Origin of the sequence: Mycolicibacterium brisbanense (assembly GCF_001570425.1) — a bacterium.
Taxonomy (GTDB): domain Bacteria; phylum Actinomycetota; class Actinomycetes; order Mycobacteriales; family Mycobacteriaceae; genus Mycobacterium; species Mycobacterium brisbanense.
Genome location: NZ_BCSX01000046.1, coordinates 21,660 through 48,378, shown reverse-complemented (window position 1 = coordinate 48,378; position 26,719 = coordinate 21,660). Strand labels below are relative to the sequence as shown.

Genomic DNA, 26,719 nt, shown 5'->3' with positions numbered 1-26,719 from the left:
GTCGAGGGCGTAATCGACCGACTCTCCCGGCCAGGCACCGTCTGAGCGCTGGTAGGTAATTGGCCGGGGGAGGGAGTCGAAAATGTCGGAGCAGCAACCAGAGTCCGCCTACGGGCGCTCGCGCGAGGAACCGGATTTGTTGCGGCCGGCCACCGATCTGTCGGTGGCCACCGCGCAACTGCTGTCGGGTGCGCATCAACTCGACGCGCCGGCATTGCGTGACGCCCTGCTCGATCTGCACGAATTCTGGCTCGTCACAAAGGCAACCGAGATCGGTATCACCCCCGACAGCGGATTCGCCATCGTGGCCTCCGGCGGGCTCGGGCGCGGCGAGATGTTGCCGTACTCGGATCTTGATCTGATGCTGCTGCACAACAACATGCCGACCGAAGTTGTCGGCGAGGTCGCCGAGAAGCTGTGGTATCCGTTGTGGGACGCTAACATTCGTCTCGACCACAGCGTGCGCACGGTGCCCGAGGCGTTGCGCGTCGCCAATGACGACATCTCGGTGGGCCTGGCGATGCTGGAGGTCCGCCACATCGCCGGTGACGCGGATCTGTCCTCGCTGCTGGTCGGCGGCGCGCGCAGGCAATGGCGCATCGGCATCGCATCGCGGTTCGACGAACTCGTCGCGCACGCCCAGGCGCGTTGGGAGCGCAGCGGCCAGATCGCCCACCGCGCCGAGCCTGATCTCAAGTCCGGCCGCGGCGGGCTGCGCGACGTCCAGCTACTCAACGCCCTGGCCATCGCGCAGCTGGCCGATGTGTACCCCAGCCGGGCGCTGGCGTCGCCGATTGGAACGCTGGGCGATGCCCACCTGGCGCTGCTCAATGTGCGCACGGAATTGCACAGGGTGTCCGGTCGTGGCCGGGAGCTGCTGCTGGCTCAGCATGCCGACGAGATCGCTGCGGCGCTGCGCATCGGGGACCGATTCGATCTGGCCCGGGTGCTTTCCGACGCGGCGCGCACAGTCAGCTACTACGTGGACGCGGGTATTCGCACTGCTGCCAACGCATTACCGCGCCGCGGTTTTGCCGCGTTGCGGCGGCCGGTGCGCCGACCGCTCGACGAGGGCGTCATCGAATACGCCGGCGAGGTGATCCTGGCCCGCGACGCCCGGCCCGAACGTGACCCCGGCCTGATCCTGCGCGTCGCCGCGGCCTCGGCCACCACGGGGCTGCCGATGGCGGTGTCGACTCTGGGGCGGCTGGGGGAGCGAGCGCCCGAACTTCGCACGCCCTGGCCCCGGCAGGCTCTCAAGGATCTGCTGGTTCTCCTGGCGTCGGGGCCCGCCGCGGTGGCCACCATCGAGGCGCTGGACCGAACCGGTTTGTGGGGCAGGCTCTTTCCCGAGTGGGGCGCCGTGCGCGACCTGCCGCCCCGCGATGTGGTGCACATCTGGACCGTCGACCGGCACCTCGTCGAAACCGTTTCGCGGGCAAGCGCTTTCACCACCAGAGTGTCGCGTCCCGACCTGCTGTTGCTCGGGGCGTTGTGCCACGACATCGGCAAGGGGCGCGGCGGGGACCACAGCGTGATCGGCGCCGAACTGGCCACGCAGATCGGCACGCGGTTGGGCCTGTGGCCATCCGATATCGACGTGCTGTCCAAGCTGGTGCGCCATCACCTGCTGCTGCCGCACACCGCCACTCGCCGAGATCTTCAGGACCCCAAGACAATTGACGCCGTCGCGGAGACACTCGGCGGTGACCTGGTGCTGTTGGAGCTGCTGGCCGCGCTGGCCGAGGCGGATTCGCTGGCCACCGGCCCCGGAGTCTGGGGCGATTGGAAGGCCTCACTGATCGGCGATCTGGTACGTCGCTGCCGGCTGGTAATGGTCGGTGAGCCACTGCCGCAACCGGATCCGATCGAGCCGAGGTTCGTTGCGCTGGCCGCCGATGGCGGCGTGCACGTCGAACTGGCAGCGGGCGACGGGCAGCACATCTACAACGTCACGATGATCGCCCCCGACCGGCGCGGTCTGCTGTCGAAGGCTGCCGGGGTGCTCGCGCTGAATTCCCTACGGGTGCACTCGGCTTCGGTGAACAGCCACGAGGGCTCGGCGATCAACACGTTCGTGGTGTCACCGCTGTTCGGCTCGCCGCCGGAGGCCGGGCTCCTGCGGCAGCAGTTCATCCTCGCCCTCGACGGCGAGCTCGACGTGCTCGGCACGCTGCTGGAGCGCGAGCGCGAGGCCGCTCAGTATCCGACCACCCGGGCCGGCGAGATCCTGGCGGCGGTGCCAGCCAATCACGTTCCGGCGCCACCTCGCATCCTGTGGTCAGACGGCGGTGCCCCGCAGGAGTTGGTGGTACAGATCCGCAGCGCGGACCGGGCCGGGCTGCTGTCCCGACTGACTGCGGTGTTCGAGCGCGACGGTGTCGACATCGCGTGGGCGAAGGTGACGACGCTGGGATCCTCGGTGCTCGACGCTTTCGGCATCACCGTTCCGGACGACGACTCCACCGGCACCGGCCGGGGTGCACTGCGCGAGGAGCTGGAACGCGATCTGTACGCGATCCTGCCTGCGCCGCCCCCGGCCAAACCGGCCAAGCCGGCCGAGCCCACCGAGCAGGCCAGTTGACCCGTCACCTGCGGCTCAGGCTCGCCCAGCCCTAAGCCGCAGGCCACCCCTCGGTTCGCCCCGTTAGTCGTGGAAGAGCCGGTCGAGGAACCGGTCAAGCGGACTGTTCGGCAAATGACGGTCGACAAAACGGTCGAGGTCATGGCGAACAAGGACGGGATGTGGCCGTGGATGGGTGGGCTGGGCCTGCGCGATCCCCGCACCGAGCCCCAATCCCGCACCGGCCAGCATCAGCGCCAACACGGTCAACCCGGCAGATTTCCGCAGCCGCGTGATCCCACTGGTTGTGTTCATGGCCGCTACCTCCTGAATGTGTGAAGTGATGATCAGAGGGTCGACCCGTTCTGTTCACGATCCAGGGCACGTAACCGTTCACCGGGGCGCGCCGGTGGATGGGCCATGATTGGGCGCATGACCGAATTCGGGGGATGGCGGCGAGCCTGTTCGTCTTCAGGCCCTCCGACACCGGTGTGCTGGTGTGGGTCTTCGCGGCGGTCCAGGTCTTGATCGCGGTGGGCTATGTGGTGGCGTGGGGTGTCCGCCCGTCGCTGGGTACTCGACGTCGTCGCGGCCGGCTCATGGCGCGCAACTACGTCACCGATCTCCGACCGTTAGGCTTACGACGTGTTTGAGAGCTTGTCTGACCGGTTGACCGGTGCCCTGCAGGGGCTGCGCGGCAAGGGGCGGTTGACCGATGCCGATATCGATGCCACCAGCCGGGAAATCCGGTTGGCCCTGCTGGAGGCCGACGTCTCGCTGCCGGTGGTGCGCGCCTTCGTCGCACGCATCAAGGACCGGGCCAAGGGTGCCGAGGTGTCGGCTGCGCTGAACCCGGCACAGCAGGTCGTCAAGATCGTCAACGAGGAACTGATCGGCATCCTCGGCGGGGAGACCCGGCAGCTGGCGTTCGCCAAGACGCCGCCCACGGTGATCATGCTGGCCGGTCTGCAGGGTGCCGGTAAGACGACCCTCGCCGGCAAGCTGGCGAAATGGCTCAAGGGGCAAGGCCACACGCCGCTGCTGGTGGCCTGTGACCTGCAGCGGCCGGGCGCCGTGCATCAGCTCCAGATCGTCGGCGAGCGCGCCGGGGTTGCCGTGTTCGCGCCGCACCCGGGCACGTCGGTGGAAGGTCTGGAGAACGCAGGCCACGGTGACCCGGTGGCAGTCGCCGCTGCCGGTCTGGCCGAGGCCAAGGCCAAGCACTTCGACGTGGTCATCGTCGACACCGCCGGTCGCCTCGGTATCGACGAGGAACTGATGGGCCAGGCCGCCGCGATCCGCCAGGCCGTCAACCCCGACGAAGTCCTGTTCGTGCTCGACGCCATGATCGGCCAGGACGCTGTCGCCACGGCCGACGCGTTCCGCGAGGGGGTCGGTTTCACCGGTGTCGTGCTGACCAAGCTCGACGGCGACGCCCGCGGTGGCGCCGCGCTGTCGGTGCGTGAGGTCACCGGCGTGCCGATCCTCTTCGCATCGGCCGGCGAGAAGCTCGAGGACTTCGACGTCTTCCACCCCGACCGGATGGCGTCGCGCATCCTCGGCATGGGTGACGTGCTCACGCTGATCGAACAGGCCGAACAGGTCTTCGATCAGCAGAAGGCCGAGGAGGCCGCTGCCAAGATCGGCTCGGGCGAGCTGACGCTGGAGGACTTCCTCGAGCAGATGCTCGCGATCCGCAAGATGGGCCCCATCGGCAACCTGCTCGGCATGCTGCCGGGTGCCGGCCAGATGAAGGACGCGCTGGCCGCCGTCGACGACAAGCAATTGGACCGGGTTCAGGCCATCATCCGCGGCATGACCCCGGCCGAGCGCAGCGATCCGAAGATCATCAACGCCTCACGGCGGCTGCGCATCGCCAACGGTTCGGGTGTCACCGTTTCGGAGGTCAACCAGCTGGTCGACCGGTTCTTCGAGGCCCGCAAGATGATGTCGTCGATGGCAGGCCAGATGGGCATGCCGTTCGCCCGCAAGAGCGCGACCCGCAAGGCCGCCAAGGGCAAGAACAAGCAGGCCGGCAAGGGCCGCAAATCGGGCAAGGGTCCGACGCCGCCGAAGGTGCGCAACCCGCTGGCCGGGCCGGGTTTGCCCGCCGGGTTCCCCGACCTGTCCAACATGCCCAAGGGGCTGGACGAATTGCCGCCCGGTCTGGCCGATTTCGATCTGTCGAAGCTGAAGTTCCCGGGCCAGAAGTAGCCGCCGTGACGGTCTTGCACGTTCGCGGTCGGGGACTGCCTGACGGCGAAGCCGTGCAGTGGTGGATCGATCGCGGTGTGCTGCATGCCGATCCGATCGCCGGGGCCGAGACGGTGTTCGACGGCGGCTGGATCCTGCCCGGCCTGGTCGACGCGCATTGCCACGTCGGCCTCGGGCCGCACGGGCCGGTCGATTTCGACGAGGCGGTCACCCAGGCGGAGACCGAACGCGGGGTCGGGGCCCTGCTGCTGCGCGACGCCGGGTCGCCGGTGGACACCCGCAGCATGGACGACCGCGAGGACCTGCCGAGGATCATCCGGGCCGGTCGACACCTAGCGCGGCCCAAGCGGTATTCGCCGGGGCTGCCGATCGACATCGAGGACGAATCGCAGTTGCCGGAGGCGGTGGCCGAGCAGGCGCGGTGGGGCGACGGCTGGGTCAAACTCGTCGGCGACTGGATCGACCGCAGCGTCGGCGACCTGGCCCCGCTGTGGTCCGATGAGATCCTCAAGGCTGCCATCGACGCCGCTCACGCAAACGGGGCACGGGTCACGGCGCACGTGTTCGGGGAGGACGCGTTGCCCGGGCTGATCAATGCAGGCATCGACTGCATCGAGCACGGCACCGGGATCACCGACGACATCATCGAGTTGATGCTGGCCAACGGCACAGCGTTGGTGCCGACCCTGATCAACATCGAGAACTTTCCCGGCATCGCCGACGCCGCGGCCAAGTATCCGGTCTATGCGGCCCACATGCGCGAGCTCTACGCGTCGTGCCGGGCCCGCGTCGGCGCCGCCCACGAGGCGGGCATCCCCATCTTCGCCGGTACCGACGCGGGCGGCATGATCGCGCACGGTCGGATCGGCGACGAGATCGAGGCACTCAAAACCGTGGGGCTGAGCCCGACGGATGCTCTGGGCGCGGGCTGCTGGGATGCCCGTGCGTGGCTGGGCCGGCCCGGGTTGGCCGACGGAGCTCCGGCAGACCTCGTCTGTTACGCCGAGGATCCGCGCAGCGGTGGCGTCGACCACCCCGATCTGGTGATCCTGCGCGGCCGCGTCTACTGAGCGATCAGCCGTATTGGCTGAAACCCCAGTCCAGCAGTTGGGTCGCCTGGCCGTACAGGTCGCCGGTGCCGTACATCTGCACGACGATCAGCCGGTGGTTGCCGCGTTGCGCGGCACCGACGTAGGTCTTGCGGGCCAGGTCGGTATAGCCGGTCTTGCCTGCGAGGTCGCCGGGATAGCGGGTGAGCAACTCGTTCTGGTTGGTCAGCGTCCGGCCCGGGAACTGGGCCGTCGTCTGCCGCATGATCTGGGCGATCAGCGGATAGGTCAGCGCGGCCCGGTAGATCACCGCCAGATCGTGCGGGGTGGTCAGGGATTCCCAGCCGGGCCCGTCGAGGCCCGACGGTGAGCCTGCGCGGGTGTTGCGGGCACCCAGGGCTGCTGCCTTACGGTTCATCGCGGCCACCGCGGCGCGCTGCCCGCCGAGCATATCGGCCAGCATGTGGGCGGCATCGTTGCCCGACACCATCAGCAGGCCCTCCAGCAGTTGCTGGGTGGTGTACGCCTGGCCGGGTTTGAGCCCGACGCACGAGCACTCGACCTTGGTGTGCGAGTCGTTGGCCCGCGCGAAGTTGTCCGGCCGCAGATTGTCCAGGACGACCATGGCCAGCAGCGGTTTGATGGTGCTGGCCGGAGCGTACGAGCCGTTGGGGTCCTTGGCCGCCAGGACCCGGCCCGTGTCGAGGTCGGCGACCAGCCACGCCTTGGCAGGGCCGTTTGCGAATGCTTGTGCGCCAGCCGGTTCCACGGAGGGATCGGCAGCGGCGACCGGCACCGTCAGCGCCGTGCCGAGGGCGAGCGCGGCCGCCGCGAACAGTGTGCGCACGAGCGCCGACGCTACGGTTTGCAGGACTCGTTCAGCGCGCGTTCAGGTCTCTGTCGGATATCGACGCGAACAGCGCTTACAGCGTGCCGATGCTCGCCGAGCGGTCCTGCAGGAATCCCCAATCCAGCAGCGCCGCGGCCTGATCCCAGTACGTCGGACCGCCCTCTTTGACCAGCCCGTGCATCATCGAGATCACCAGACGACGGCCGTCGCGCTGGGCCGCCGCGACGAATGTCTTCCGCGCGATGTCGGTGAATCCGGTCTTGCCGCCGATGGCGCCGGGATACCGCTGCAGCAACTCGTCCTGGTTCTGCAGCACCCGATCACCGGACCTGGTCGGGAACACCGTCGACGGCATCGCGGTGATCTGCGCGAACACGGGGTTGGCCATCGCGGCGCGGAAGATCACCGCCATATCGTGCGGCGTCGACCAGAACGGCATGCCCGGGGCATCCAGGCCCGACGGCGTCACCACGTTGGTGTCGTGCGCGCCGAGCTGGGCGGCCTTGGCGTTCATCTTGGCCACCGCGGCACCCTGGCCGCCGAGCATGTGGGCCAGGGTGTTCGCCGCATCGTTGCCCGAGTCCAGCAGCGCCGCCTCCAGCAGCTGGCGTGCGGTGTAGGTCTGACCGGGGGTGACGCCGACGCATGTGCACTCGGCCTTCGAATCCGCTTCGTCGGCGACGATGGTGCTGTCCAACGGCAGCTCGTCGAGCACCACCTGGGCGAGCAGGGTCTTGATGGTGCTTGCCGGCGCATAGCGGGTGTTCTCATTGCGTGCCGCCAGCACCTGCCCGGTGTCGAGGTCGGCAACTACCCAGCCTTCGGCGGGTCCGTCGGGGATCGGCGCCGAGCCGATCTGCTGCACTGCTGCCATATCGGCTCGTGCGGCGGGCGTACCGACCGCACCCGTGCTCAGAGCCACGAACAGGACCGCAAGCGCGGTGACGAACCTCCCCATGGCCGGTCAGCCTAATCGTGTTGAATCGAGGCATGTTGAGCCTGGCTGAGATTTCGGATCGACTGGAGATTCAGCAACTGTTGATCGATTATTCGTCGGCGATCGACCGTCGGCAGTTCGATGACCTCGACCAGGTCTTCACGCCCGACGCCTACATCGACTATCGGGCCATGGGCGGCATCGACGGCCACTTCCCGGAGGTCAAGCGGTGGCTGGCGGAGGTGTTGCCGAACTTTCCGGCGTACGCCCACATGCTCGGCAACTTCGACGTGCGCATCACCGGTGACACGGCGTCATCGCGCACCATCTGCTTCAACCCCATGGTGCTGCCCGGTGAAGCACAGCAGGTCCTGTTCTGCGGCCTGTGGTACGAAGACGAATTCGTCCGCACCACCGACGGCTGGCGGATGAGCCGGCGGGTGGAGACCAAGTGCTTCGACAAAGTCGTTTGAGTCGTCGCCTCCGGTAACCGGCCCCGGCTGGATTTGGGCAGGCCGGACGGCCTCTGGCACAATGGTCGGCTGTCCGCCGTGCGACTCGTTCGATGCGCTGCGCCGCGGTCACACACGTACGGCAAAACCGGATCCGGGCAACCCGCCCCGATCGCCGAATTGCAGCGTGGCAACTGTTTAGGAGTTTGTTCGTGGCTGTCAAGATCAAGCTGACCCGGCTTGGCAAGATCCGCAATCCCCAGTACCGCATCGCCGTCGCCGACGCGCGCACCCGCCGCGACGGCCGCGCCATCGAGATCATCGGCCGCTACCACCCCAAGGAAGAGCCGAGCCTGATCGAGATCGATTCGGAGCGCGCACAGTACTGGCTGGGTGTCGGCGCCCAGCCCACCGAGCCGGTGCTGGCCCTGCTGAAGGTCACCGGTGACTGGCAGAAGTTCAAGGGCCTGCCGGGTGCCGAGGGCACGCTGAAGGTCAAGGAGCCCAAGCCCTCCAAGCTGGACCTCTTCAACGCCGCACTCGCCGAGGCCGAGAGCGGTACCACCGCCCAGGCCGTCACGCTGAAGAAGAAGAAGTCCAAGAAGGACGAGGCCGCCGAGGCTCCGGCCGACGAGGCTGCCGCTGACGCCCCCAGCGAGAGCTGAGCGCCGAAGTGAGTTCTGTCGTGGTCGACGCCGTCGAGCACCTGGTCCGCGGCATCGTGGACAACCCTGACGACGTGCGGGTCGACATGGTCACCAGCCGGCGTGGACGCACCGTCGAGGTGCACGTCCACCCCGACGACCTGGGTAAGGTCATCGGCCGCGGCGGCCGTACCGCCACCGCGCTGCGCACCCTGGTCGCCGGTATCGGTGGGCGCGGGATCCGCGTCGACGTGGTGGACACCGACCAGTAGCGTCGGCTCCATATGGATCTGGTTGTCGGACGGGTCGTCAAAGCGCACGGAATCACCGGCGAGGTCGTCGTCGAGGTGCGTACTGACGACCCGGACGCCCGCTTCAGCCCGGGTGTGACACTGCGAGGCCGGGCCAAGGGCGGTGCCGAACGTCCCTTTACGGTCGAATCGGTGCGCGAACACGGTGGCCGGCTGCTCGTTCGGCTGACCGGCGTGGCCGACCGCAACGCCGCAGATGAACTGCGCGGCACCCTCTTCGTGGTCGACGCCGCCGAGCTGCCCGCCATCGACGACCCCGACGAGTTCTACGACCATGAGCTCGAAGGGCTGCGGATGGTGTGCGCCGACGGCACGCCCGTCGGCAAGGTCGCAGAGGTGCTGCACACCGCGGCAGGGGAGTTGCTCGCGGTGAAGGCCGACGCCGACGGGCGAGAGGTGCTGGTGCCGTTCGTCAGCGCCATCGTCACCTCGGTCTCCCGGGAGGACGCGACGATCGTCATCGACCCGCCCGACGGCCTTCTCGACTTGAGCTGACGGAGCGACGCCGTGCGCATTGACGTCGTCACCATCTTTCCGGCATACCTGGATCCGATCCGGCAATCGTTGCCCGGCAAGGCCATCGATGCCGGCATCGTGACGCTGGCCGTGCACGATCTGCGGGCGTGGACGCACGACGTGCACCGGTCGGTCGACGATTCCCCGTACGGCGGGGGCCCCGGCATGGTCATGAAAGCCCCGGTGTGGGGGCAGGCGCTCGACGAAATATGCACTGGCGAAACGCTTTTGGTGGTCCCGACCCCGGCGGGTCGGCTGTTCAACCAGGCGACGGCCGAGCGGTGGAGCGGCGAAAAGCACCTGGTGTTCGCGTGCGGCCGCTACGAGGGCATCGACCAGCGGGTGGCCGACGACGCGGCCCGGCGCATGCGGGTGGAAGAGGTGTCGATCGGCGACTACGTGCTCACCGGTGGTGAGTCGGCAGCGCTGGTGATGATCGAGGCCGTGGTTCGCCTGCTGCCCGAGGTGCTCGGCAATCCCGCGTCGCACCAACAGGATTCGCACTCAGATGGGCTGCTCGAAGGGCCCAGCTACACCCGGCCGCCGAGCTGGCGGGATTTGGACGTGCCCCCGGTGCTGCTGTCGGGCGATCATGCCAAGGTGGCCGCCTGGCGCCGGGACCAGGCGTTGCAGCGCACCCGGGAACGCCGCCCGGATCTCCTGGACAACGCCTCGCGACCAGACAGTTAGGTACGCGACACGGCAGTTTTCCGGCACCCCCCGCAGGAGGACCTCCCGCTTGCGGGGGACTGCTCGCGCCATGGAGGTGCGTCAGATCCGCCCGCCCGGGAACATCGTCTTGACCGCGTCGGTGATGGTCTTACGGGCGGTGGCGTCGTCGGTGGGCTGCATCGAGCCGATGACCATGATGAAGCGACGGTCGGCGCCGATCACCCCGGTGGACAGGTGCATCCAATTGCCGCCGTTCCAGCAGCACATCCAGCCCTGCTTGACCGCCACCGGCTCGGCGTACAGCCCGTCGGGGATGCCGAAACGTTGTGGGTAGCCGTCGATTCCGTTCGTGGTGGACTGGGCGAGGTTGGCCAGGATGGTGTTGGCCTGCTCCTGGGGCAGCCCGCCGCCGCCGTTCATGAGCAGGTCGTAGTAGCGGGCCAGATCGTCGGCCGTGCTCATGGTGTTCCACCAGTGCCCGTCATACGGCGTCGAGGTGGACTTCAGGCCGTAGCGTGCCGTCACCCGCGTGATGATGGCGCTGCCGCCGTTGCGGTTCCAAAAATTCTCGGCGGCCCCGTCATCGGAGGACCGCAACATGATGTCGAGGGCCTGACGGTCGTCGGCCGTGATCGTGGCCTGGCCCTTGGCCTCCTGCAGCAGCAGATCGTCGGCGATGAACAGCTTGGCCACCGATGCGATCGGGATCGGCGTCGAGTTCCCGTTGGAGACCAGCTGGCCGGTGCTGCGATCCAGGACCAGCACCGTGATGTCGGCCCCGGCCTTCGACGCGGTCGAGGTCGCCAGGCTGGCCCGGCTCTGCAAGCCGTCGAACGTTGCTGCCGGCTCGTCGGGAGGTGCGTCAGGCAGCGGCGCCGCGGTGCCCTGAGGCACGACCACCGTGTACTGCGGGGCATTGGGGACCGGCGGCGGTGTTCCGTACACCCTGGCTTCGCAGCCGGCTACGGTGATCATCCCGATCACGCCTGCTGCTGTCACGGTCATCAGCCTGGACGGCCGCCCTCGCATGCCTCTCCTTAGACCCGGTAGCTGGAATCCGGATATCGGAAGCGATCGACACGTGCGCCCCAGTCGTCAGCAACCGTATTTCGGACGTTCAGACTAACCGGTTGCAGGAAAAATCGCGTAGCTTGTCGGGGTCCGCGTTTCCCGCGTTGCGGGCAGCGTGCAAGCACGGCCGAACCACCGGATCTGCCCGGATTTCACTGGACCGGGGCTCGTCTGGCACAATTGAGCAGTTGTCTGCTGCAGCCCAGGGCTGGGTATCGCTACCCGGCCGCTGTCAGATACGCCCCGATACACCCGAAAACTAGCTTCGGCTGCGCGTCCGCGCATCGGCCCGGAGCCGCTAACAACAAGGAAGTGTCACCGATGAACACGCTGGACTTCGTCGATCAGGCGTCGCTGCGCGACGACATCCCGACCTTCAGCCCCGGCGACACCGTCAACGTGCACGTGAAGGTCATCGAGGGCTCCAAGGAGCGCATCCAGGTCTTCAAGGGTGTCGTGATCCGTCGCCAGGGCGGCGGCATCCGCGAGACCTTCACCGTGCGTAAGGAGAGCTACGGCGTCGGCGTCGAGCGAACCTTCCCGGTGCATTCGCCCAACATCGATCACATCGATGTCGTGACCCGCGGTGACGTGCGTCGCGCCAAGCTGTACTACCTGCGCGAGCTGCGCGGCAAGAAGGCGAAGATCAAGGAAAAGCGCTGAGCGCGTTGTCCTGCCCGGCGCGGTCCGGACGGCACACGCCGCTACTGTGGACGCCGTGACCGGACCCGCCGACTCTGCCGACTCGTCATCGGAAGACATCGTCAACACCGATTCCGAGACGTCCAAGCCGGATTCCGGCGCCGCCTCTGAAGACGCCACCGAAGAGGCGCCCAAACGCAAGCGTTCGTCGCTGCGTGAGGGCGCCATTCTGGTGACCATCGCGATCGTTCTGTACTACGTGATGCTCACGTTCGTCGCGCGTCCCTATCTGATCCCGTCGGAGTCGATGGAGCCCACGCTGCACGGCTGCAGCGGCTGCGTCGGGGACCGGATCATGGTCGACAAGGTGACCTACCGGTTCACCAAGCCGAGCCCGGGTGACGTGGTGGTGTTCAAGGGCCCGCCGTCGTGGAACATCGGCTACAAGTCGATCCGCTCCGACAACACCGCGGTGCGGTGGGTGCAGAACGCGCTGTCGTTCATCGGCTTTGTTCCGCCCGACGAAAATGACCTGGTCAAACGCGTGATCGCGGTCGGCGGTCAGACGGTCGAGTGCCGCGCCGACACCGGTTTGACCGTCGACGGCAAACGCCTCAACGAGCCCTACCTGGACCCCGCCACGATGAATGCCGACCCACAGATCTACCCGTGCCTCGGCAATGAGTTCGGCCCCGTCACCGTGCCGCAGGGCCGGCTCTGGGTGATGGGTGACAACCGCACCCATTCGGCTGATTCGCGGATCCACTGCACCAATGTGCCCGCCGACGTGCAGCGCGGTGTGCATTGCACCGGGGACCCGATGGCCGGCACCGTACCGGTGGACAATGTGATCGGTAAGGCGCGATTCATCGCCTGGCCGCCGGGCCGCTGGGGCGGCGTCAGCAGCGTGAATCCGCAGACCGGTTCATAGCGCAGGCCCCAGTGCCTCAAGAGGTGAAGATGTCGTGGCCGCCTCGAACGGTGATCCGGAAGGCCTCGGGCCTACGGACCCTTGAATCCGCGCTGTACCGCAACGGGCTCGGGCCCGTCGCGGGTGTCGATGAGGTGGGCCGGGGGGCGTGCGCGGGGCCGCTGGTCGTGGCGGCATGCGTGCTCGGCCCGAACCGGTTGGAGAGCCTGGCTGACCTCGACGACTCCAAGAAGCTCGGCGAGAAGGACCGCGAACGGCTGTTCCCGCTGATCCGCCGCTACGCGCTGGCCTATCACGTGGTGTTGATCCCGTCAGCCGAGGTGGACCGTCGCGGCGTACACGTCGCCAACATCGAGGGCATGCGACGCGCGGTGGCCGGTTTGTCGGTGCGGCCTGGTTACGTGTTGTCCGACGGATTCCGGGTACCCGGTCTTGCCGTGCCGTCCCTTCCGGTGATCGGTGGTGATGCCGCTGCAGCATGTATAGCCGCGGCCAGCGTGCTGGCCAAGGTCAGCCGTGACCGGCTGATGGTGGAGATGGAACGCGAGCACCCGGGCTACGGGTTCGCCGAGCACAAGGGTTACAGCACGCCTGCACACACCGCGGCGATGGCGAGACTGGGGCCGTGTGCGCAACACCGCTACTCGTATGTGAACGTGCGGCGGGCCGCGGAGACTGTCGGAATGGTGCCGCCCGTGCAGTTGCGGCATCGGTGCGACGTGATGGGCTCAGGTGGGGAATGATGGAACGCAACCTAGACGAAGGACAGCAGAGTTTATGAGTGCCGAAGATCTCGAGAAGTACGAAACCGAGATGGAGCTCTCGCTGTACCGCGAATACAAGGACATCGTCGGGCAGTTCAGCTACGTCGTGGAGACCGAACGGCGGTTCTACCTCGCCAACAGCGTCGAACTGGTGCCGCGCAACGCCGACGGTGAGGTCTACTTCGAGTTGCGGTTGGCTGACGCGTGGGTGTGGGACATGTACCGGCCTGCGCGGTTCGTCAAGCAGGTGCGGGTCATCACCTTCAAGGACGTGAACATCGAAGAGGTCGAGAAACCCGAGCTGCGGCTGCCGGAGTAACCGGCCCTCACTGCGCCGCGACGTGCAGGTGCTTGCCGAAGAACGCGAAGACCCGGGTCCAGGCGTCGGCGGTGGCGGCCTCGTTGTAGCCGAACCCGGTGATCCGCAGCAGCGGTTGGGCGGGCAGCAGGTTGGCGAAGCTGTGACCGGCGTCGGGGTAGACCTTGATGTCGGACGTGATGTTCTTCGCGTCGACGATCTTGCGCAGCCGCGCCGGAGCACCGACGCCCAGCGGGTCGCGGCGCCCGAAGCTGGCGACGATCGGGCATGACGCGTCGAGGGTCTCGTCGAGCCGTCGCGGCAGGGGAGTGCCGTAGAACGGTGCCGATGCGGCGAACCCCTTGGGGCCCATGACAAGTGCGAATTGCCCGCCCATGCAGAAGCCGGCGATGCCGACGGTGCCGGTGCACTCCGGCAGGGACTTCAGATGGTCTCGGGCAGCCAAGATGTCATCGAGTGCGCGACCGCGTTGGGTCAACAGCTCACGCATCACCCGCGTGACACACCGGGCCCGGCCGCCGCGGGCGTAGAGGTTCGGCGTGAGAGCCAGATAGCCGGCTCCGGCGATCCGCTCGGACACCAGTTCGTTGTCGGGGGCGTAGCCGATGGCGTCGTGAACCACCACGACACCGGGCCATGGCCCCGCACCTTCCGGCCTGTCCAGCAGCGCGTCGATGGGGCCGTCGGGGGTGTCGAGACTGATCGTTGTCACCCTTGCCAACCTAATCGCGCGGTTCAGGTCCCGCAGAACGTGCGGTAGGCGCCGAAGTCGGGCGGCGCGGGCTGGGCGTAGCGCTGCCGTCCGGGTCGCACGTCATACGGTGCCGTCACCGCCTCAAGAAGGTCGTCGAGTGGTGCCAGCTCGCCGGTGCTCGCCGCGGCCAAGGCCTCCTCGACCAGGTGGTTGCGGGGGATGTAGACGGGATTGACGCGGTCCATCACGTCCGGCGCAGGGGCGAGGGCACGCCAGCGCGTCAACCAGTCCTCGACGGCTGCGGGCTCGGCGAACAGGTTGTGCACCGGCCCGGCGTCACCGCGCCCGGCCTGCGCCAAGGCGCGGAAGAACGACGTGTAGTCGACGCGGCCGGCCAGCAGCAACTTGAGCAGATCCTCGATCAGGCCAGTGGCCTGTTCATGCGAAACACCTTCGGGCAGGCCGATTTTGGTGCGCATACCGGTCAACCACGCGTCCTGGAATTGCGTGCGGAACCCGGCGAGCGCATCGGTGGCCAAGGCGACCGCCCGTTCGCTGTCCTCGGCGATCAACGGCAGCAGGGTTTCGGCGAACCGGGCCAGGTTCCATTCGGCCACCGCGGGCTGGTTGCCGTAGGCGTAGCGCCCGCCGTGATCGATGGAACTGAACACGGTCGCCGGGTCGTAGGTGTCCATGAACGCGCACGGTCCGTAGTCGATGGTTTCGCCCGAGATGGTCATGTTGTCGGTGTTCATCACGCCGTGGATGAAGCCGACGAGCATCCACCGGGCCACCAGCTCGGCCTGGACGGTGACGACCGACGCGAACAAGGCCAGGTACGGGTTGTCGGCCGCGGCGGCGTCGGGGTGATGACGGTCGATGGCGTGGTCGGCCAGACGCCGCAGCAGGCCGTGGTCGGCGAGCCGACCCAGGGGGTCCGTGCCGGCGGTGGCCCGATCGTAGGCGGCGGCGTACTGAAAGCTGCCCACCCGCAGGTGGCTGGCTGCCACGCGGGCCAGCACCGCTCCTGGCTGACGGGTTTCACGCAACACCCCGCGACCGGTCGCCGTCACGGCCAACGCCCGCGTGGTCGGGATTCCCATGGCGTGCATAGCTTCGCTGATGATGTACTCGCGCAGCATCGGCCCGACGACGGCCAGGCCGTCGCCCCCGCGCGCGAACGGAGTGCGTCCTGAGCCTTTGAGGTGCAGGTCGCGCAGCTGTCCGCCGGTGTCGACCAGTTCGCCGAGCAGCAATGCGCGGCCGTCCCCGAGCCGCGGCACATAACCGCCGAACTGGTGCCCGGCATAGGCCTGGGCCACCGGTTTCGCGGCGTCGGGGAGCGTGGTGCCCAGCAGCAGGCCGACACCGTCCGGCGTGCGCAGCCACGCGGGGTCCAGGCCGAGTTCGCGGGCCAGCGCGTCGTTGAGCACCAGCAGCCGAGGGGACGGTGCGGTTTCGGCCCGCCACTCGAGGGCCAGTTCGGGAAGTTCCCTGGCGAACCGGTTGTCGAGCAGGACAGCCGGTTTCACGCCCGTCACAGGCTGCCCAGATCGTCGGGGACGTCGACGGCGTAGCGCTGCAGGATGTCGAGAGGCACCAGCTCGAGGGTGCTTTCGTGGGTGGCGGCCAGGACGACGGGAGCCGCGCAGCCGTCCTGATGGGCGCGCAGCCAATTGGTGGCCGTGACGCACCAGCGATCCCCAGGCCTCAGTCCGGGGAATCGGAAATGTGGTGCGGGCGTCGACAGGTCGTTGCCGATCACCTTCTGATGCTCCAGGAACTCGGTGGTCACCACCGCACAGATGGTGTGCCTGCCGAGGTCGCCGTCACCGGTCGAGCAGCAGCCGTCGCGGTAGAAGCCGGTCAGCGGATCGGTACCGCATTCGTCCAAGGGACCGCCCAGCACGTTGCGATCAGCCATCACTCCAGTATTGCCGGTCGGCGCGATTTCCGATGGTGGCGGGCTCAGGAAAGCTGCGCGGCGATCTCGTTGAACGCGGCGATGGTGGGGAACAGCTTGGTTGCGTCCTGGGGATATGGCCAGCTCGAGAGCTTGGCGGCGACGATGTTGGCCGCCCGGTTCACGTAGATCATCTGGCCGTGGATGCCCAGGCAGAGCAGCACGGTGTTGCCCGGCCCGGGGAACCAGCACTGGTTGCGGTACATGCCCCCGGGCATGCGGTTGTCGTCCGGGCTGGCGGCGAATGCCGACCGGGAGTCGATACCGCCGGCGAAGGTGTCGGCGATCCACGACAGCGGTACCACCCGCTCGCCGGTCAGCGACGTGCCGCCGTTGACGAACAGCGACCCGAACCGCACCAGATCCCGCAGGCAGGCATTGATGCCGCCGTCGAACATCCCGGTTCCGACGGAGTCGACGCCGATGGTGGCGTCCTGCTGTGCGCCGAGCTTGCTCCACAGCAGCTGTGACATGAGGTCGGGCATCCTGGCCCCGCCAGCCGCCTCGCAGATCCAGCCCAGCACATCGGTTTCGCACGAGCGGTATTCGAACGGGCCGCCGTGGGCCGACTTCTGCCGCAGGGTCAGCAGGAAGTCGTACATGGTCGAAGGCAGGTCGGGCACGGTGCGGGGAGCCCAGCCGATGGCCTGCTCCAGCAGCCGCACCTCGGCCATCGGGTCCAGATAGGCCTCGGAAAAGGCGATGCCCGAACGCATGTCGAGCAGATTGCGCACGGTGGCCCCGGCGTAGCCCGACTGTTCCAGCGCGGGAACGTATTTGGTGAGCGGGGCGTCGACGTCGAGGGCGCCTTCGGCCGTCAGTGCGCCGGCCACGATGCCGACCAAGGTCTTGCTGACCGACATCAGGATGTGGCTGGACTCGGGCGTCATGCCGCTGTAGTAGTGCTCCTCGAGCACCTTCCCGCGCTGGGTGACGATCCAGCCGTCGGTGGCCGTGGAGGTCATCACGTCGCCGACGGTGGTCTGGGTGGCGTTGGTGCTGTCGTACATCGGGATCGACGACAGGTCAGCGGGCGCGGCGGGCAGGTCGGCCACAGGCCCGGAGCCCCGGCTGATCGACGCCGTCGGCAAGAAGTCGGCGATGTGCTGGAAGGTCCAGTGCAACTGCTCGGCGGACTGCCAGTTCTGCAGCGTCAACTCTGCCGGTACGTTGCCAGATTCAGTAGCGGATTCGTTGCCGAGCAGCATGTGTGTTCCAGCCTCCCAATGCCGTGCCGGTGTTGCCCAGCAATATCCACGAACGACACTAACTCAGCGGGCTTCGGCGCTGCGCTGGGCATCGAGGATTAACAGTGCCACGTGCAGCGACGTCATCGACTCGCCGTCCTCGAGGTCCATGTCGAGTCGCCTTTGGATGGCGGCCAAGCGGCTGTACAGGGCCGGTCGGCTCATGTGCAGGCGCTTGGCCAACGCGGATTTGTTGCCTGCCAGTTCGAGGAAGCCCCGCAACACGGCAAGGTCGTTCTCGCCGTGATCGGCATCACGGATGAGCAGGTTCTTGAGTTCCGTCTCGGCGAAGGTTTGCACTCGCGGATCGTCCTGCAACAAGGCGAGCAGCCCGCGCAGCCGGACGTCGGAGGCCCGCACGAACGGTCGCTGCATTCTCGACATCGACAGCGCCACCTCGGCGACGTGTGCGGATTCACGCAACCCATGCACGGCGTCGGCGAACCCGTTGACGCTGCCGCCCACGGCGACGACGACCTTGTCGGTGTCCCCGCCGCGGCCGATGGTCTCGCGCAGGCCCTCGGCCAGCCGGGTGAGGGCGGCATCGGGGGTGCTGCCGCGTCGGGTCGCCACGGCCAGCACCAGGCCGATCTCGCCGTCCCGGCGGACCGAACAGATCGCGGTGTGGCCCTGGGACTTCACGCTGTGGGTCACGGCGTCGAGGATGCGCAGGTTGCGGCGCTGCACGGCGACGGGATCGAGGCGGTCGGTCGGAGCAGCCACCCGGACGGTGACCGGCAGATACGGCCCGCCCGCCCGCAGTCCCAGTGCGATGGCGCGGGCGTCGGCGTCGCGGTCCTCGGCGATGCGACCGCCGAGGACGTCGTCGATCAACCCGCTCTGGGCCTGGTGCTCGAGCCCTGAGCGGCCGCGTTCGGCCATCCGGTGCAGGGCCAGCGCCTGCGCGGCGCGCTCGAGCACCATCTTGGCCTGGGCCGGCGCCGCCGGTGGGTGCGGGATGATCAGCCGTCCCCACTCCTCGGCCCGCGGCCCGACGGTGGTCGTGGCCCAATCTTCGGTCATCGCGCGCGACCGGCGTTGCCAGTTGTCGAGCACCGCGGTGGCCGCTTCGTGGCGCGGGGATACCGCCAGCACCTGGTGGGACAGGTCCTCCAGCACCACCGATTCGTCGACCATGTCGGCAGCCGCTCGCACGATGTCGGCCAGTGAGGCGCGCTTCATGCTGAGGTCGGTGAAGGTCTGATGGGTGCGGTGGGCGAACGCCAGTTCCTCGTACTGGTCGGCCACGATGAGCCGGTGCACCGCCTCGGTGACCTCGACGAATTTCGTTTCGCGGTGCAGCACCACAAGCGGCATGCCGAGTGCCGCGGCGATGCCGGCGGTGCCCTCGGGCAGGGCGTCGATGCGGGTGCCCAGTTCGACCACCACGCCGACGGCCCCGGCGCGCCGCATGCTGTCGAGGTAATCGTGTGGGGCGTCGCGCAGTGCGGACCCGGTGGTGAGGACCAGTTCGCCGCCCTGCAGCAGGCCGGACAGATCGGGCATGTCGCTGGCGTGCACCCAGCGCACCGGGCGGTCGAGGTTCTCGGCGCTGACGACCTCCGGGAGGCCCGCGCGAACGACGGGCAGGTCGACGACGTCGCGAACGGTCGGGATCATTTACAGATTGTAATAAGAAGGCTCGGTCCGGATACACAATGACCGGCTCGGAGCGGTGCCATGTGCCGCAAAGTAATAGTCACAGTTCACCCCACCCCCCGAGGAGGTCCCCGCATATGACCAACGTCATCCAGCACTGGCGCAACAACGAGACGTTCGCCGGTTCGTCGACGGCCACGTCGCCGGTGACCAACCCGGCTACCGGCGAGGTGACCGGTGAGTTGCGGCTGGCCAGCGTGGAGGACGCGCAGGCGGTGATCGACGCGGCGGCCGCGGCGTTCCCGGAATGGCGGGACACCTCACTGGCCAAGCGCACGCAGGTGCTGTTCACGTTCCGTGAGCTGATCAACGCCCGCAAGGAAGAGCTGGCGGCCATCATCACCTCCGAGCACGGCAAGGTGCTCTCCGATGCCCTCGGTGAGGTCTCCCGCGGTATCGAGGTCGTCGAATTCGCTTGCGGCATCCCGCATCTGCTCAAGGGTGGCTACACCGAGAACGCCTCGACCAAGGTCGACGTGCATTCGGTTCTGCAGCCGCTGGGCGCGGTCGGCGTCATCTCGCCGTTCAACTTCCCCGCCATGGTGCCGATGTGGTTCTTCCCCATCGCGATCGCCGCGGGCAACACCGTGGTCATCAAGCCTTCGGAGAAGGATCCCTCGGCCGTGATCTGGATGGCCGAGCTGTGGAAGGAAGCCGGTCTGCCCGACGGCGTGTTCAACGTTCTGCAGGGTGACAAGACCGCGGTCGACGAGCTGCTGACCAACCCCAAGATCAAGGCCATCTCGTTCGTCGGCTCGACGCCGATCGCGCAGTACGTCTACGCCACCGCCACCGCATCCGGCAAGCGCGTGCAGGCCCTGGGCGGCGCCAAGAACCACGCGGTCATCCTGCCCGACGCCGATCTGGACCTGGCCGCCGACGCCATGGTCAACGCCGGTTTCGGTTCGGCAGGCGAGCGCTGCATGGCCATCTCCGCGGCCGTCGCGGTCGGCCCGATCGCCGACGACCTGGTCGCCAAGATCGCCGAGCGCACCGCCACCATCAAGACCGGTGACGGCACCAAGGATTCGGACATGGGCCCGCTGGTCACCAAGGCCCACCGCGACAAGGTGGCCTCCTACATCGACGCCGGCGAGGCCGCCGGGGCCAAGGTCGTGGTCGACGGCCGTACGGTGATCGCCAACGGTGGCGCCGACGGGTTCTGGCTGGGCCCGACCCTGCTGGACAACGTGACCCCCGAGATGAGCGTCTACACCGACGAGATCTTCGGACCCGTCCTGTCGGTGGTGCGGGTCGAAACCTACGACGAGGCACTCGAACTCATCAACAGCAACCCCTACGGCAACGGCACCGCGATCTTCACCAACGACGGCGGCGCCGCACGGCGCTTCCAGAACGAGGTCGAGGTGGGCATGGTCGGCATCAACGTGCCGATCCCGGTTCCCATGGCGTACTTCAGCTTCGGCGGCTGGAAAGCCTCGCTGTTCGGTGACAGCCACGCTCACGGCACCGAGGGTGTGCACTTCTTCACCCGCACCAAGGCCATCACCACCCGCTGGCTCGACCCCAGCCACGGTGGCATCAACCTGGGCTTCCCTCAGAACGGGTAAACCTGGACTGTTGTGTGGCCCATCCGGACAAACCCCTCGCCGGATGGGCCACACAACTCCGAAGGACCGGTAATCGACCCCCGCTGCTGCGAGCACAAGTGAGAGACTTGACCATGACTTTGACCGATGAGTCCACCCTGCTGCCCAACGGATTGACCGTGGAGGCGGCGCGCGCCGAGGCGGCGCGTACCTACGAGCTCGACCGTGCGCACGTGTTCCATTCGTGGTCCGCGCAGGCCGAGATTTCCCCGATGACGATCACCGCATCGCAGGGATCGTATGTCTGGGACGGTGACGGTAACCGCCTGCTGGATTTCTCCTGCCAGCTGGTCAACACCAACATCGGTCATCAGCACCCGAAAGTGGTTGCGGCCATTGCCGATCAGGCCGCCAAGTTGTGCACCGTGGCTCCGCAGTATGCCAACGACGCACGCTCGGAGGCCGCTCGGCTGATCGCCGAGCGCACCCCGGGCGAGCTCAACAAGATCTTCTTCACCAACGGTGGCGCAGACGCCATCGAGCACGCGGTGCGCATGGCCCGGCTGCACACCGGCCGGTACAAGGTGCTCACCCGGTACCGCTCCTACCACGGTGGCACCGAGACCGCGATCAACATGACCGGTGACCCGCGCCGGTGGCCCAACGACCACGGCAACGCAGGCATCGTGCACTTCTTCGGGCCGTTCCTGTACCGCTCGCGCTTCCACGCCACCACCGAGGCCGAGGAGTCCGAGCGCGCGCTGGAGCACCTCGAGGAGACCATCCGCATGGAGGGTCCGTCGACCATCGCCGCCATCGTGCTGGAGTCCATCCCGGGCACCGCGGGCATCATGATCCCGCCGAGGGGATACATCGCCGGCGTGCGCGAGATCTGCGACCGGTACGGCATCATGTACATCGCCGACGAGGTGATGGCGGGCTTCGGGCGCAGCGGAAAGTGGTTCTCCGTCAACCACTTCGACGTGGTGCCTGACCTGCTGACCTTCGCCAAGGGCGTCAACTCCGGCTACGTCCCGCTCGGCGGTGTCGCGATCAGCCCGGCCATCGCCGAGACCTTCGCCCACCGTGCCTACCCGGGCGGGCTGACCTACTCGGGTCATCCGCTGGCCACCGCGGCCGCCGTCGCCACCATCAACGCGATGGAGGACGAAGGCATGGTCGACAACGCGGCTCGCGTCGGCGCCGAGGTGATCGCTCCCGGCCTGGCCGAGCTGGCCGCCAAGCATCGCAGTGTCGGCGAGGTGCGCGGTGCCGGCGTGTTCTGGGCCGTCGAGCTCGTCGCGGATCAGCAGACCCGCGAACCGCTGGCCCCGTACGGCGGCTCGAGCCCGGCGATGAACGCGGTCATCGCGGCGTGCAAGGCCAACGGCCTGCTTCCGTTCGCCAACTTCAACCGGATCCACGTCGTGCCGCCCTGCAACGTGTCGGCCGACGAGGTGCGCGAGGGTCTGGCGATCCTGGACAAGGCGCTCGACGTCGCCGACGAGCACGCTCGCTGATTTTCCGACCGATGCCCGGCCGTGCGTGTGACGCGCGGCCGGGCATCGCTGTGCTGTGAATCGGTGGCCGACTTGGCAGACTGAACCCCGTGCGTTCACATGCCCAGTGCTGGCTGACAGATATGGATGGCGTCCTCGTGCACGAGGACTCCGCGATACCCGGAGCTGCGGAGTTCCTGCAGACGTTGGTGGACAAGGAACGGCCGTTTCTGGTCCTGACAAACAATTCGATCTTCACGCCGCGGGACCTGGCGGCCCGGTTGCTGCGGTCGGGCCTGTCGGTGCCGGAGTCGGCCATCTGGACCTCGGCCCTGGCCACCGCGGCGTTTCTCGACGGCCAGTTGCCCGGCGGCTCGGCCTACGTCATCGGCGAGGCAGGCCTCACCACCGCGCTGCATGAGGTCGGCTACACCCTCACCGACACCGCGCCGGACTTCGTCGTGCTGGGCGAAACCCGCACCTATTCGTTCGAGGCCATCACCAAGGCCATCCGCCTGATCATCGGCGGTGCCCGGTTCATCGCCACCAACCCTGACGTCACCGGGCCGTCGGCGGAGGGGCCGCTGCCTGCGACCGGGTCGGTCGCGGCGATGATCACCAAGGCCACCGGCCGCGAACCCTACTTCGTGGGCAAGCCGAACCCGATGATGTTCCGCAGCGCGCTCAACCGGATCGAGGCCCATTCGGAGAACACCGTGATGGTGGGGGACCGGATGGACACCGACGTGGTGGCCGGTATCGAGGCCGGGCTCGACACGATCCTGGTGCTGACGGGTTCCACCCAGGCCGACGACATCCAGCGCTACCCGTTCCGTCCCAGCCGTGTGCTGCCGTCGATCGCCCAGGCGATCGAGCTGATCTGAACGCCGAGTGGGGGATGGCCCCACAATCGGGTGATCGCATAGAGTATCCAATATTAGCGAAAGCGAGACCCGATGCCACCCCGAACTGCCACCCCGCGCACGGCCCGTGACACCGCCCCCGGCGGCAAGGGGCCGCGTTCGGACTTCGTCAGGCCCAAGACGGCACAGCAGGCGGTCGCGGAGGCGTTGCGTCGGGACATCACCAGCGGCAAGCTCGCGCCCGGCAGCTGGATCGTGCAGGAAAGCCTGGCCGAGCAGTTCGGTATGTCGCGCATCCCTATTCGCGAAGCGCTGAAAACGCTTGAGGCCGAGGAGTACATCACCTACGTACCGCACAGCGGCTACCGGGTGGCCAAGCTGGGCCTCGATGAACTGGTCGAGGTGTTTCGGCTGCGCGACATTCTCGAAGCCGAGCTCATCCGCGATGCCATCCCCGCCGTGACCGACGACGTTGTCGACCAGATGCGCGAGCAGATGACCGAGATGGAGCGGTGCGCGGCGGCAGGCGATCTGATCGGAGTTGGCTTGGCCAACCGGCAGTTTCACTTCCTGACGTTCGAGGGCAGTGGGATGGCGCGCACCAAGCGCATCGTGACCCAGCTCTGGAACACTGCCGACGCGTATCGGCCGCTGTATGCGCATCTCATGGACCTGGCGAAGGTCAACAGTGAACACGTGCTCCTGGTCGAAGCGATGGCGGCTCGCGACGCTGAGCGGGTGGTCACGCTGAACCACGAACACCGTCTGCATGCGATCGATCACCTGCACACCGTGTTCGGTCGCGAGGAATCCGAAGCGGACGCGTGAGCCCGCGGGATCGCCTCGCGGCGTTGGGTTTCGAGATGCCGTCGCCGCCGAAACCCAAAGGTGCGTATTTCCCGAGCCGGCGTTGCGGTGACCAACTCTGGATCTCGGGTTCGACGGCGCGGCGCCCCGCAGATCCGGGTGCTGTGGGCGTCGTGGGTGACGACGTCACGCTCGAACAGGCTCGGGCCCAAGCCCGTTACGCGGCGCTGAATCTGATTGCCGCGATCGACGCGGCGGTCGGGCTGCAGGCGGTGACGGCGCTGGTGCACCTGCGTGGTTACGTCCGGGCGAGGCCCGATTTCGACGCGCATCCGGCGGTCATCGACGGTGCCTCCGAGTTCTTGATCGAGGTGTTCGGTGAGGACTGCGGCGCGCACGCCCGCACGGCGATCGGGGTGGCATCGTTGCCCGGTGGCGCGTGCGTGGAATTGGAACTCGTCGCCGGCGTGCGCTAGCCGGCCCGGATCAGGCCAGCCGCTCGGCGGTGCGCCCGACGGCCAACCCCAGGGCAACGCCGGCCAGGGCCATCAATGCGATTGTCAGCCAGTCGTTTTCACCGGTACGCCGCTGAGCGGGCTGGTGCACGGCTGACGGTTGCTCCGCCGGTGCGATCAGCGAGTTGAGCCTACGGACGAATTGCCCGATGATGCGGTTGGCGACCTGCGAGATGACGCCACTGCCGAATTGGGCGATGCGGCCGCCGAGTTCGAGGTCGGTCCGCACCGTGACCTGGGCGTGGCCGCCACCGTCGCGGACCGACATCGTGACGGTCGCCTCTGCCGAGCCGTTACCCGTGCGATCACGGGCGGCGCCGCGCACCACCATCTGATGTGCGGTGTCGTCGCGGCTCACCACGGTTGCCGTGCCCGCCAGCGTGAGGCCCACCGGACCGACCTTGACCGCGACCCGCGCCCGGTAGTCCTCACCCTCGTGGCCTTCGAGTTCGGCGCCGGGGATGCATCCGACGACGCGCGGTATGTCGGTCAGTGCTGCCCACGCGACATCGAGCGGCGCATCGACGGTGAACTCGTTGACCAGTTGCATGACGATTTGTGTCCTCTCCTCGACCGGTCCGCGCATCTGGTTGCGGTTGTGTGACCTGAACCGCACCCTTACGATTGGATACGATATCCAACGTAGGCCCAGGAGGTCGATAGTGCTGAGCAAAGGGGTCGGTCTGTTCCCGACCGAACCGGTGGGCGCCATGTGCGAGTACGTCAAGCTGAGCGAATCGCTCGGCTACGACAACGTGTGGTTCGGTGACTCGCAGAACATCTGGCGAGAGTCGTCGACCGTCATGGGGGCCGCGGCGGTCGGCACCGAGCGCATCGTCTTCGGCACCGGCGTGACCAACGCGGTGACCCGGCATCCGTCGCTGCTCGCGTCCACCTGGGCGACACTCGCGGAGTTCACCGGTGGTCGCGTGGCGCTGGGGATCGGGACCGGCGATTCATCCTTGCGGACCATGGGCCTCACGCCGCTCAAGCTCGCTGAGCTGGAGCAGTCGATCGTCGACCTCCGTGCGCTCTTCAAAGGTGAGAAGGTGGTGGAGCCGACCAGCGGCGCCGAATACCACCTGAACTACGTGACCGAGCCGATGAACATACCGATCTACATCGCGGCATCCGCACCGAAGATCCTGCGGATGTCCGGGCGCATTGCCGATGGCGTGATCGTCCTCGTCGGTACCGCGCCGCGCTTCATCGAAGCCGCCCTGGCGACCATCGAAGCGGGTGCCGCCGAGAGCGGTCGCACGCTCGATGACATCCACATCGTGCTGTGGACGCCGACCGCGATCGACGAAGACCGCACCAAGGCCCGAGATCTGGTGCGCGCGCATGTATCTCGCGTCGCGATCCGCCCGTTGCCCGCCAAGGTCGAGCCGTCGCTCGAGCAGGCGATCGACCGGATCCGGGACTCCTACGATTACTACCAGCACATGAACACCGAAGCGTCGCACGCAGATCTGGTACCCGACGAGTTGGTGGATCTGTTCGCACTGGCCGGCACGCCGGACGAGTGTGCCCAGCGACTCAAGGAGATCGAGGTGCTCGGCGTCGACCAGGTGTCGATCGTGCCGTTCGTGCGGCCGGGGGAGAGCCGGGCTCCGACCATCCGCACCTTCGCCGAGATCGTCGGCGGTCATGCCTGACGTGGCCCGCGCCGCACGGACGTATCCCGCGCCGGGAAGCGCGGTACCGGGCGCACCGCCCGCGTTGAAGCGGGCACTCACTCCCGCCGACGGCGTACAGACGGGTGTGCAACAGGCGAGTGCTCTGCCCGCCACGGCGTCCGACGCGTCGGCGCCAGTCGGCGGTGGCCGATTCGCGGCGGCCGCGGCGCTCGTAGGCGTGGCGGTAGGGCTCGAACTGGCGGGGTTGCTGTCGAGGGTCACGGGGCGCGCGAACACCGGAAAACATTGACCTAGATCACAGTAATTCGTATAGTGTATCCAATATTCAACGGCCGGAGGTTGTGTCG

The 26,719-nt window shown here is 67.6% G+C and carries 29 protein-coding genes; 19 read left to right on the top strand and 10 right to left on the bottom strand.

Translation table 11 applies throughout. The annotated features are described in order from the left end of the window. Positions 1–82: 82 nt before the first annotated feature. Positions 83–2,584 (top strand): [protein-PII] uridylyltransferase, encoded by a 2,502-nt coding sequence (locus RMCB_RS26710; RefSeq protein ID WP_062831170.1) that lies wholly within the window; start codon positions 83–85, stop codon positions 2,582–2,584. 63 nt (positions 2,585–2,647) lie between these two features. On the opposite strand, the gene RMCB_RS26705 is transcribed toward RMCB_RS26710, so the two are convergent. After that, positions 2,648–2,878, bottom strand: coding sequence for a hypothetical protein (locus RMCB_RS26705; RefSeq protein ID WP_062831169.1), 231 nt, complete (start codon positions 2,876–2,878; stop codon positions 2,648–2,650). A gap of 330 nt (positions 2,879–3,208) precedes the next feature. Between RMCB_RS26705 and ffh the strand changes: the two genes are divergently transcribed. After that, on the top strand, positions 3,209–4,777 hold the full coding sequence (gene ffh, locus RMCB_RS26695) for a signal recognition particle protein (protein WP_029372116.1): 1,569 nt from the start codon (positions 3,209–3,211) through the stop codon (positions 4,775–4,777). A 5-nt stretch (positions 4,778–4,782) separates the two neighbouring features. Then, positions 4,783–5,847: an amidohydrolase family protein gene (locus RMCB_RS26690; RefSeq protein ID WP_062831167.1), complete on the top strand. Its 1,065-nt coding sequence runs from the start codon at positions 4,783–4,785 to the stop codon at positions 5,845–5,847. Between the two features lie 4 nt (positions 5,848–5,851). Here RMCB_RS26690 and RMCB_RS26685 read toward each other — a convergent pair whose 3' ends face one another. Both RMCB_RS26685 and RMCB_RS26680 read right to left on the bottom strand, forming a co-directional pair. Beyond that, positions 5,852–6,673 carry a D-alanyl-D-alanine carboxypeptidase gene (locus tag RMCB_RS26685; RefSeq protein WP_062831166.1) on the bottom strand — a complete coding sequence of 274 codons (822 nt, stop codon included), beginning with the start codon at positions 6,671–6,673 and terminating at the stop codon, positions 5,852–5,854. Between the two features lie 76 nt (positions 6,674–6,749). Further along, on the bottom strand, positions 6,750–7,634 hold the full coding sequence (locus tag RMCB_RS26680; RefSeq protein ID WP_062831165.1) for a D-alanyl-D-alanine carboxypeptidase family protein: 885 nt from the start codon (positions 7,632–7,634) through the stop codon (positions 6,750–6,752). A 32-nt stretch (positions 7,635–7,666) separates the two neighbouring features. On the opposite strand from RMCB_RS26680, the gene RMCB_RS26675 reads away from it, so the two are divergent. From RMCB_RS26675 to trmD, 5 genes are all read left to right on the top strand, one after another. Beyond that, positions 7,667–8,086 carry a nuclear transport factor 2 family protein gene (locus RMCB_RS26675; RefSeq protein WP_029372108.1) on the top strand — a complete coding sequence of 140 codons (420 nt, stop codon included), beginning with the start codon at positions 7,667–7,669 and terminating at the stop codon, positions 8,084–8,086. 191 nt (positions 8,087–8,277) lie between these two features. Further along, positions 8,278–8,730: a 30S ribosomal protein S16 gene (gene rpsP / locus RMCB_RS26670; protein WP_029372107.1), complete on the top strand. Its 453-nt coding sequence runs from the start codon at positions 8,278–8,280 to the stop codon at positions 8,728–8,730. 8 nt (positions 8,731–8,738) lie between these two features. Continuing rightward, a complete protein-coding gene (locus RMCB_RS26665; RefSeq protein ID WP_003881089.1) occupies positions 8,739–8,981 on the top strand; it encodes an RNA-binding protein in 243 nt (80 codons plus the stop codon). Between the two features lie 12 nt (positions 8,982–8,993). Further along, a complete protein-coding gene (gene rimM / locus RMCB_RS26660; RefSeq protein WP_062831164.1) occupies positions 8,994–9,515 on the top strand; it encodes a ribosome maturation factor RimM in 522 nt (173 codons plus the stop codon). A 12-nt stretch (positions 9,516–9,527) separates the two neighbouring features. Beyond that, positions 9,528–10,226: a tRNA (guanosine(37)-N1)-methyltransferase TrmD gene (gene trmD / locus RMCB_RS26655; RefSeq protein ID WP_062831163.1), complete on the top strand. Its 699-nt coding sequence runs from the start codon at positions 9,528–9,530 to the stop codon at positions 10,224–10,226. An 81-nt stretch (positions 10,227–10,307) separates the two neighbouring features. Here the strand turns inward: trmD and RMCB_RS26650 are convergent, their stop codons facing one another. Then, entirely contained in the window at positions 10,308–11,237 is a 930-nt protein-coding gene (locus RMCB_RS26650; RefSeq protein ID WP_029372102.1) for a serine hydrolase, read from the bottom strand. 363 nt (positions 11,238–11,600) lie between these two features. On the opposite strand from RMCB_RS26650, the gene rplS reads away from it, so the two are divergent. The 4 genes from rplS to RMCB_RS26630 are packed head-to-tail and all read left to right on the top strand — an operon-like array spanning position 11,601 to position 13,935. Then, on the top strand, positions 11,601–11,942 hold the full coding sequence (gene rplS / locus RMCB_RS26645) for a 50S ribosomal protein L19 (RefSeq protein WP_029372100.1): 342 nt from the start codon (positions 11,601–11,603) through the stop codon (positions 11,940–11,942). A gap of 55 nt (positions 11,943–11,997) precedes the next feature. Further along, complete coding sequence (gene lepB, locus RMCB_RS26640) at positions 11,998–12,852, top strand: signal peptidase I (protein ID WP_029372098.1); 855 nt, start codon at positions 11,998–12,000, stop codon at positions 12,850–12,852. A 23-nt stretch (positions 12,853–12,875) separates the two neighbouring features. Continuing rightward, positions 12,876–13,595 carry a ribonuclease HII gene (locus RMCB_RS26635; RefSeq protein ID WP_029372096.1) on the top strand — a complete coding sequence of 240 codons (720 nt, stop codon included), beginning with the start codon at positions 12,876–12,878 and terminating at the stop codon, positions 13,593–13,595. 34 nt (positions 13,596–13,629) lie between these two features. Beyond that, the gene (locus RMCB_RS26630) at positions 13,630–13,935 is read left to right on the top strand and encodes a DUF2469 domain-containing protein (protein ID WP_018600763.1); all 306 of its coding nucleotides are present in this window, start codon (positions 13,630–13,632) and stop codon (positions 13,933–13,935) included. 7 nt (positions 13,936–13,942) lie between these two features. Here RMCB_RS26630 and RMCB_RS26625 read toward each other — a convergent pair whose 3' ends face one another. The 5 genes from RMCB_RS26625 to RMCB_RS26605 all read right to left on the bottom strand — a co-directional run bounded on the left by RMCB_RS26625 (position 13,943) and on the right by RMCB_RS26605 (position 19,459). Further along, positions 13,943–14,647 carry a dienelactone hydrolase family protein gene (locus RMCB_RS26625; RefSeq protein ID WP_062831162.1) on the bottom strand — a complete coding sequence of 235 codons (705 nt, stop codon included), beginning with the start codon at positions 14,645–14,647 and terminating at the stop codon, positions 13,943–13,945. A 23-nt stretch (positions 14,648–14,670) separates the two neighbouring features. Continuing rightward, positions 14,671–16,170, bottom strand: a complete 1,500-nt coding sequence (locus tag RMCB_RS26620; RefSeq protein ID WP_062831161.1) for a protein adenylyltransferase SelO — start codon at positions 16,168–16,170, stop codon at positions 14,671–14,673. Next, the gene (locus tag RMCB_RS26615) at positions 16,167–16,553 is read right to left on the bottom strand and encodes a DUF2237 family protein (RefSeq protein WP_029372093.1); all 387 of its coding nucleotides are present in this window, start codon (positions 16,551–16,553) and stop codon (positions 16,167–16,169) included. The genes RMCB_RS26620 and RMCB_RS26615 overlap by 4 nt, the downstream gene beginning before the upstream one ends. Before the next feature lie 44 nt (positions 16,554–16,597). Next, positions 16,598–17,800: a serine hydrolase domain-containing protein gene (locus RMCB_RS26610; protein WP_062831160.1), complete on the bottom strand. Its 1,203-nt coding sequence runs from the start codon at positions 17,798–17,800 to the stop codon at positions 16,598–16,600. A gap of 63 nt (positions 17,801–17,863) precedes the next feature. Further along, positions 17,864–19,459 carry a PucR family transcriptional regulator gene (locus RMCB_RS26605; protein WP_062831159.1) on the bottom strand — a complete coding sequence of 532 codons (1,596 nt, stop codon included), beginning with the start codon at positions 19,457–19,459 and terminating at the stop codon, positions 17,864–17,866. Between the two features lie 116 nt (positions 19,460–19,575). Between RMCB_RS26605 and RMCB_RS26600 the strand changes: the two genes are divergently transcribed. From RMCB_RS26600 to RMCB_RS26580, 5 genes are all read left to right on the top strand, one after another. Next, positions 19,576–21,069 carry a CoA-acylating methylmalonate-semialdehyde dehydrogenase gene (locus tag RMCB_RS26600; RefSeq protein ID WP_029372088.1) on the top strand — a complete coding sequence of 498 codons (1,494 nt, stop codon included), beginning with the start codon at positions 19,576–19,578 and terminating at the stop codon, positions 21,067–21,069. Positions 21,070–21,182: 113 nt separating this feature from the next. Further along, positions 21,183–22,568, top strand: a complete 1,386-nt coding sequence (locus tag RMCB_RS26595; RefSeq protein ID WP_062831158.1) for an aspartate aminotransferase family protein — start codon at positions 21,183–21,185, stop codon at positions 22,566–22,568. Between the two features lie 89 nt (positions 22,569–22,657). Next, positions 22,658–23,431, top strand: coding sequence for an HAD-IIA family hydrolase (locus RMCB_RS26590; protein WP_029372085.1), 774 nt, complete (start codon positions 22,658–22,660; stop codon positions 23,429–23,431). 72 nt (positions 23,432–23,503) lie between these two features. Beyond that, on the top strand, positions 23,504–24,238 hold the full coding sequence (locus tag RMCB_RS26585) for a GntR family transcriptional regulator (RefSeq protein ID WP_062831157.1): 735 nt from the start codon (positions 23,504–23,506) through the stop codon (positions 24,236–24,238). Beyond that, on the top strand, positions 24,235–24,693 hold the full coding sequence (locus tag RMCB_RS26580) for a RidA family protein (RefSeq protein ID WP_062831156.1): 459 nt from the start codon (positions 24,235–24,237) through the stop codon (positions 24,691–24,693). Before RMCB_RS26585 ends, RMCB_RS26580 begins: the two co-directional genes overlap by 4 nt. A gap of 10 nt (positions 24,694–24,703) precedes the next feature. Here RMCB_RS26580 and RMCB_RS26575 read toward each other — a convergent pair whose 3' ends face one another. Then, entirely contained in the window at positions 24,704–25,348 is a 645-nt protein-coding gene (locus RMCB_RS26575; RefSeq protein WP_234792256.1) for an SRPBCC family protein, read from the bottom strand. Between the two features lie 46 nt (positions 25,349–25,394). Between RMCB_RS26575 and RMCB_RS26570 the strand changes: the two genes are divergently transcribed. Both RMCB_RS26570 and RMCB_RS26565 read left to right on the top strand, forming a co-directional pair. Continuing rightward, complete coding sequence (locus RMCB_RS26570; RefSeq protein WP_234792255.1) at positions 25,395–26,390, top strand: LLM class flavin-dependent oxidoreductase; 996 nt, start codon at positions 25,395–25,397, stop codon at positions 26,388–26,390. Beyond that, complete coding sequence (locus tag RMCB_RS26565) at positions 26,383–26,661, top strand: hypothetical protein (protein ID WP_062831154.1); 279 nt, start codon at positions 26,383–26,385, stop codon at positions 26,659–26,661. Before RMCB_RS26570 ends, RMCB_RS26565 begins: the two co-directional genes overlap by 8 nt. The last annotated feature ends 58 nt before the right edge of the window (positions 26,662–26,719 follow it).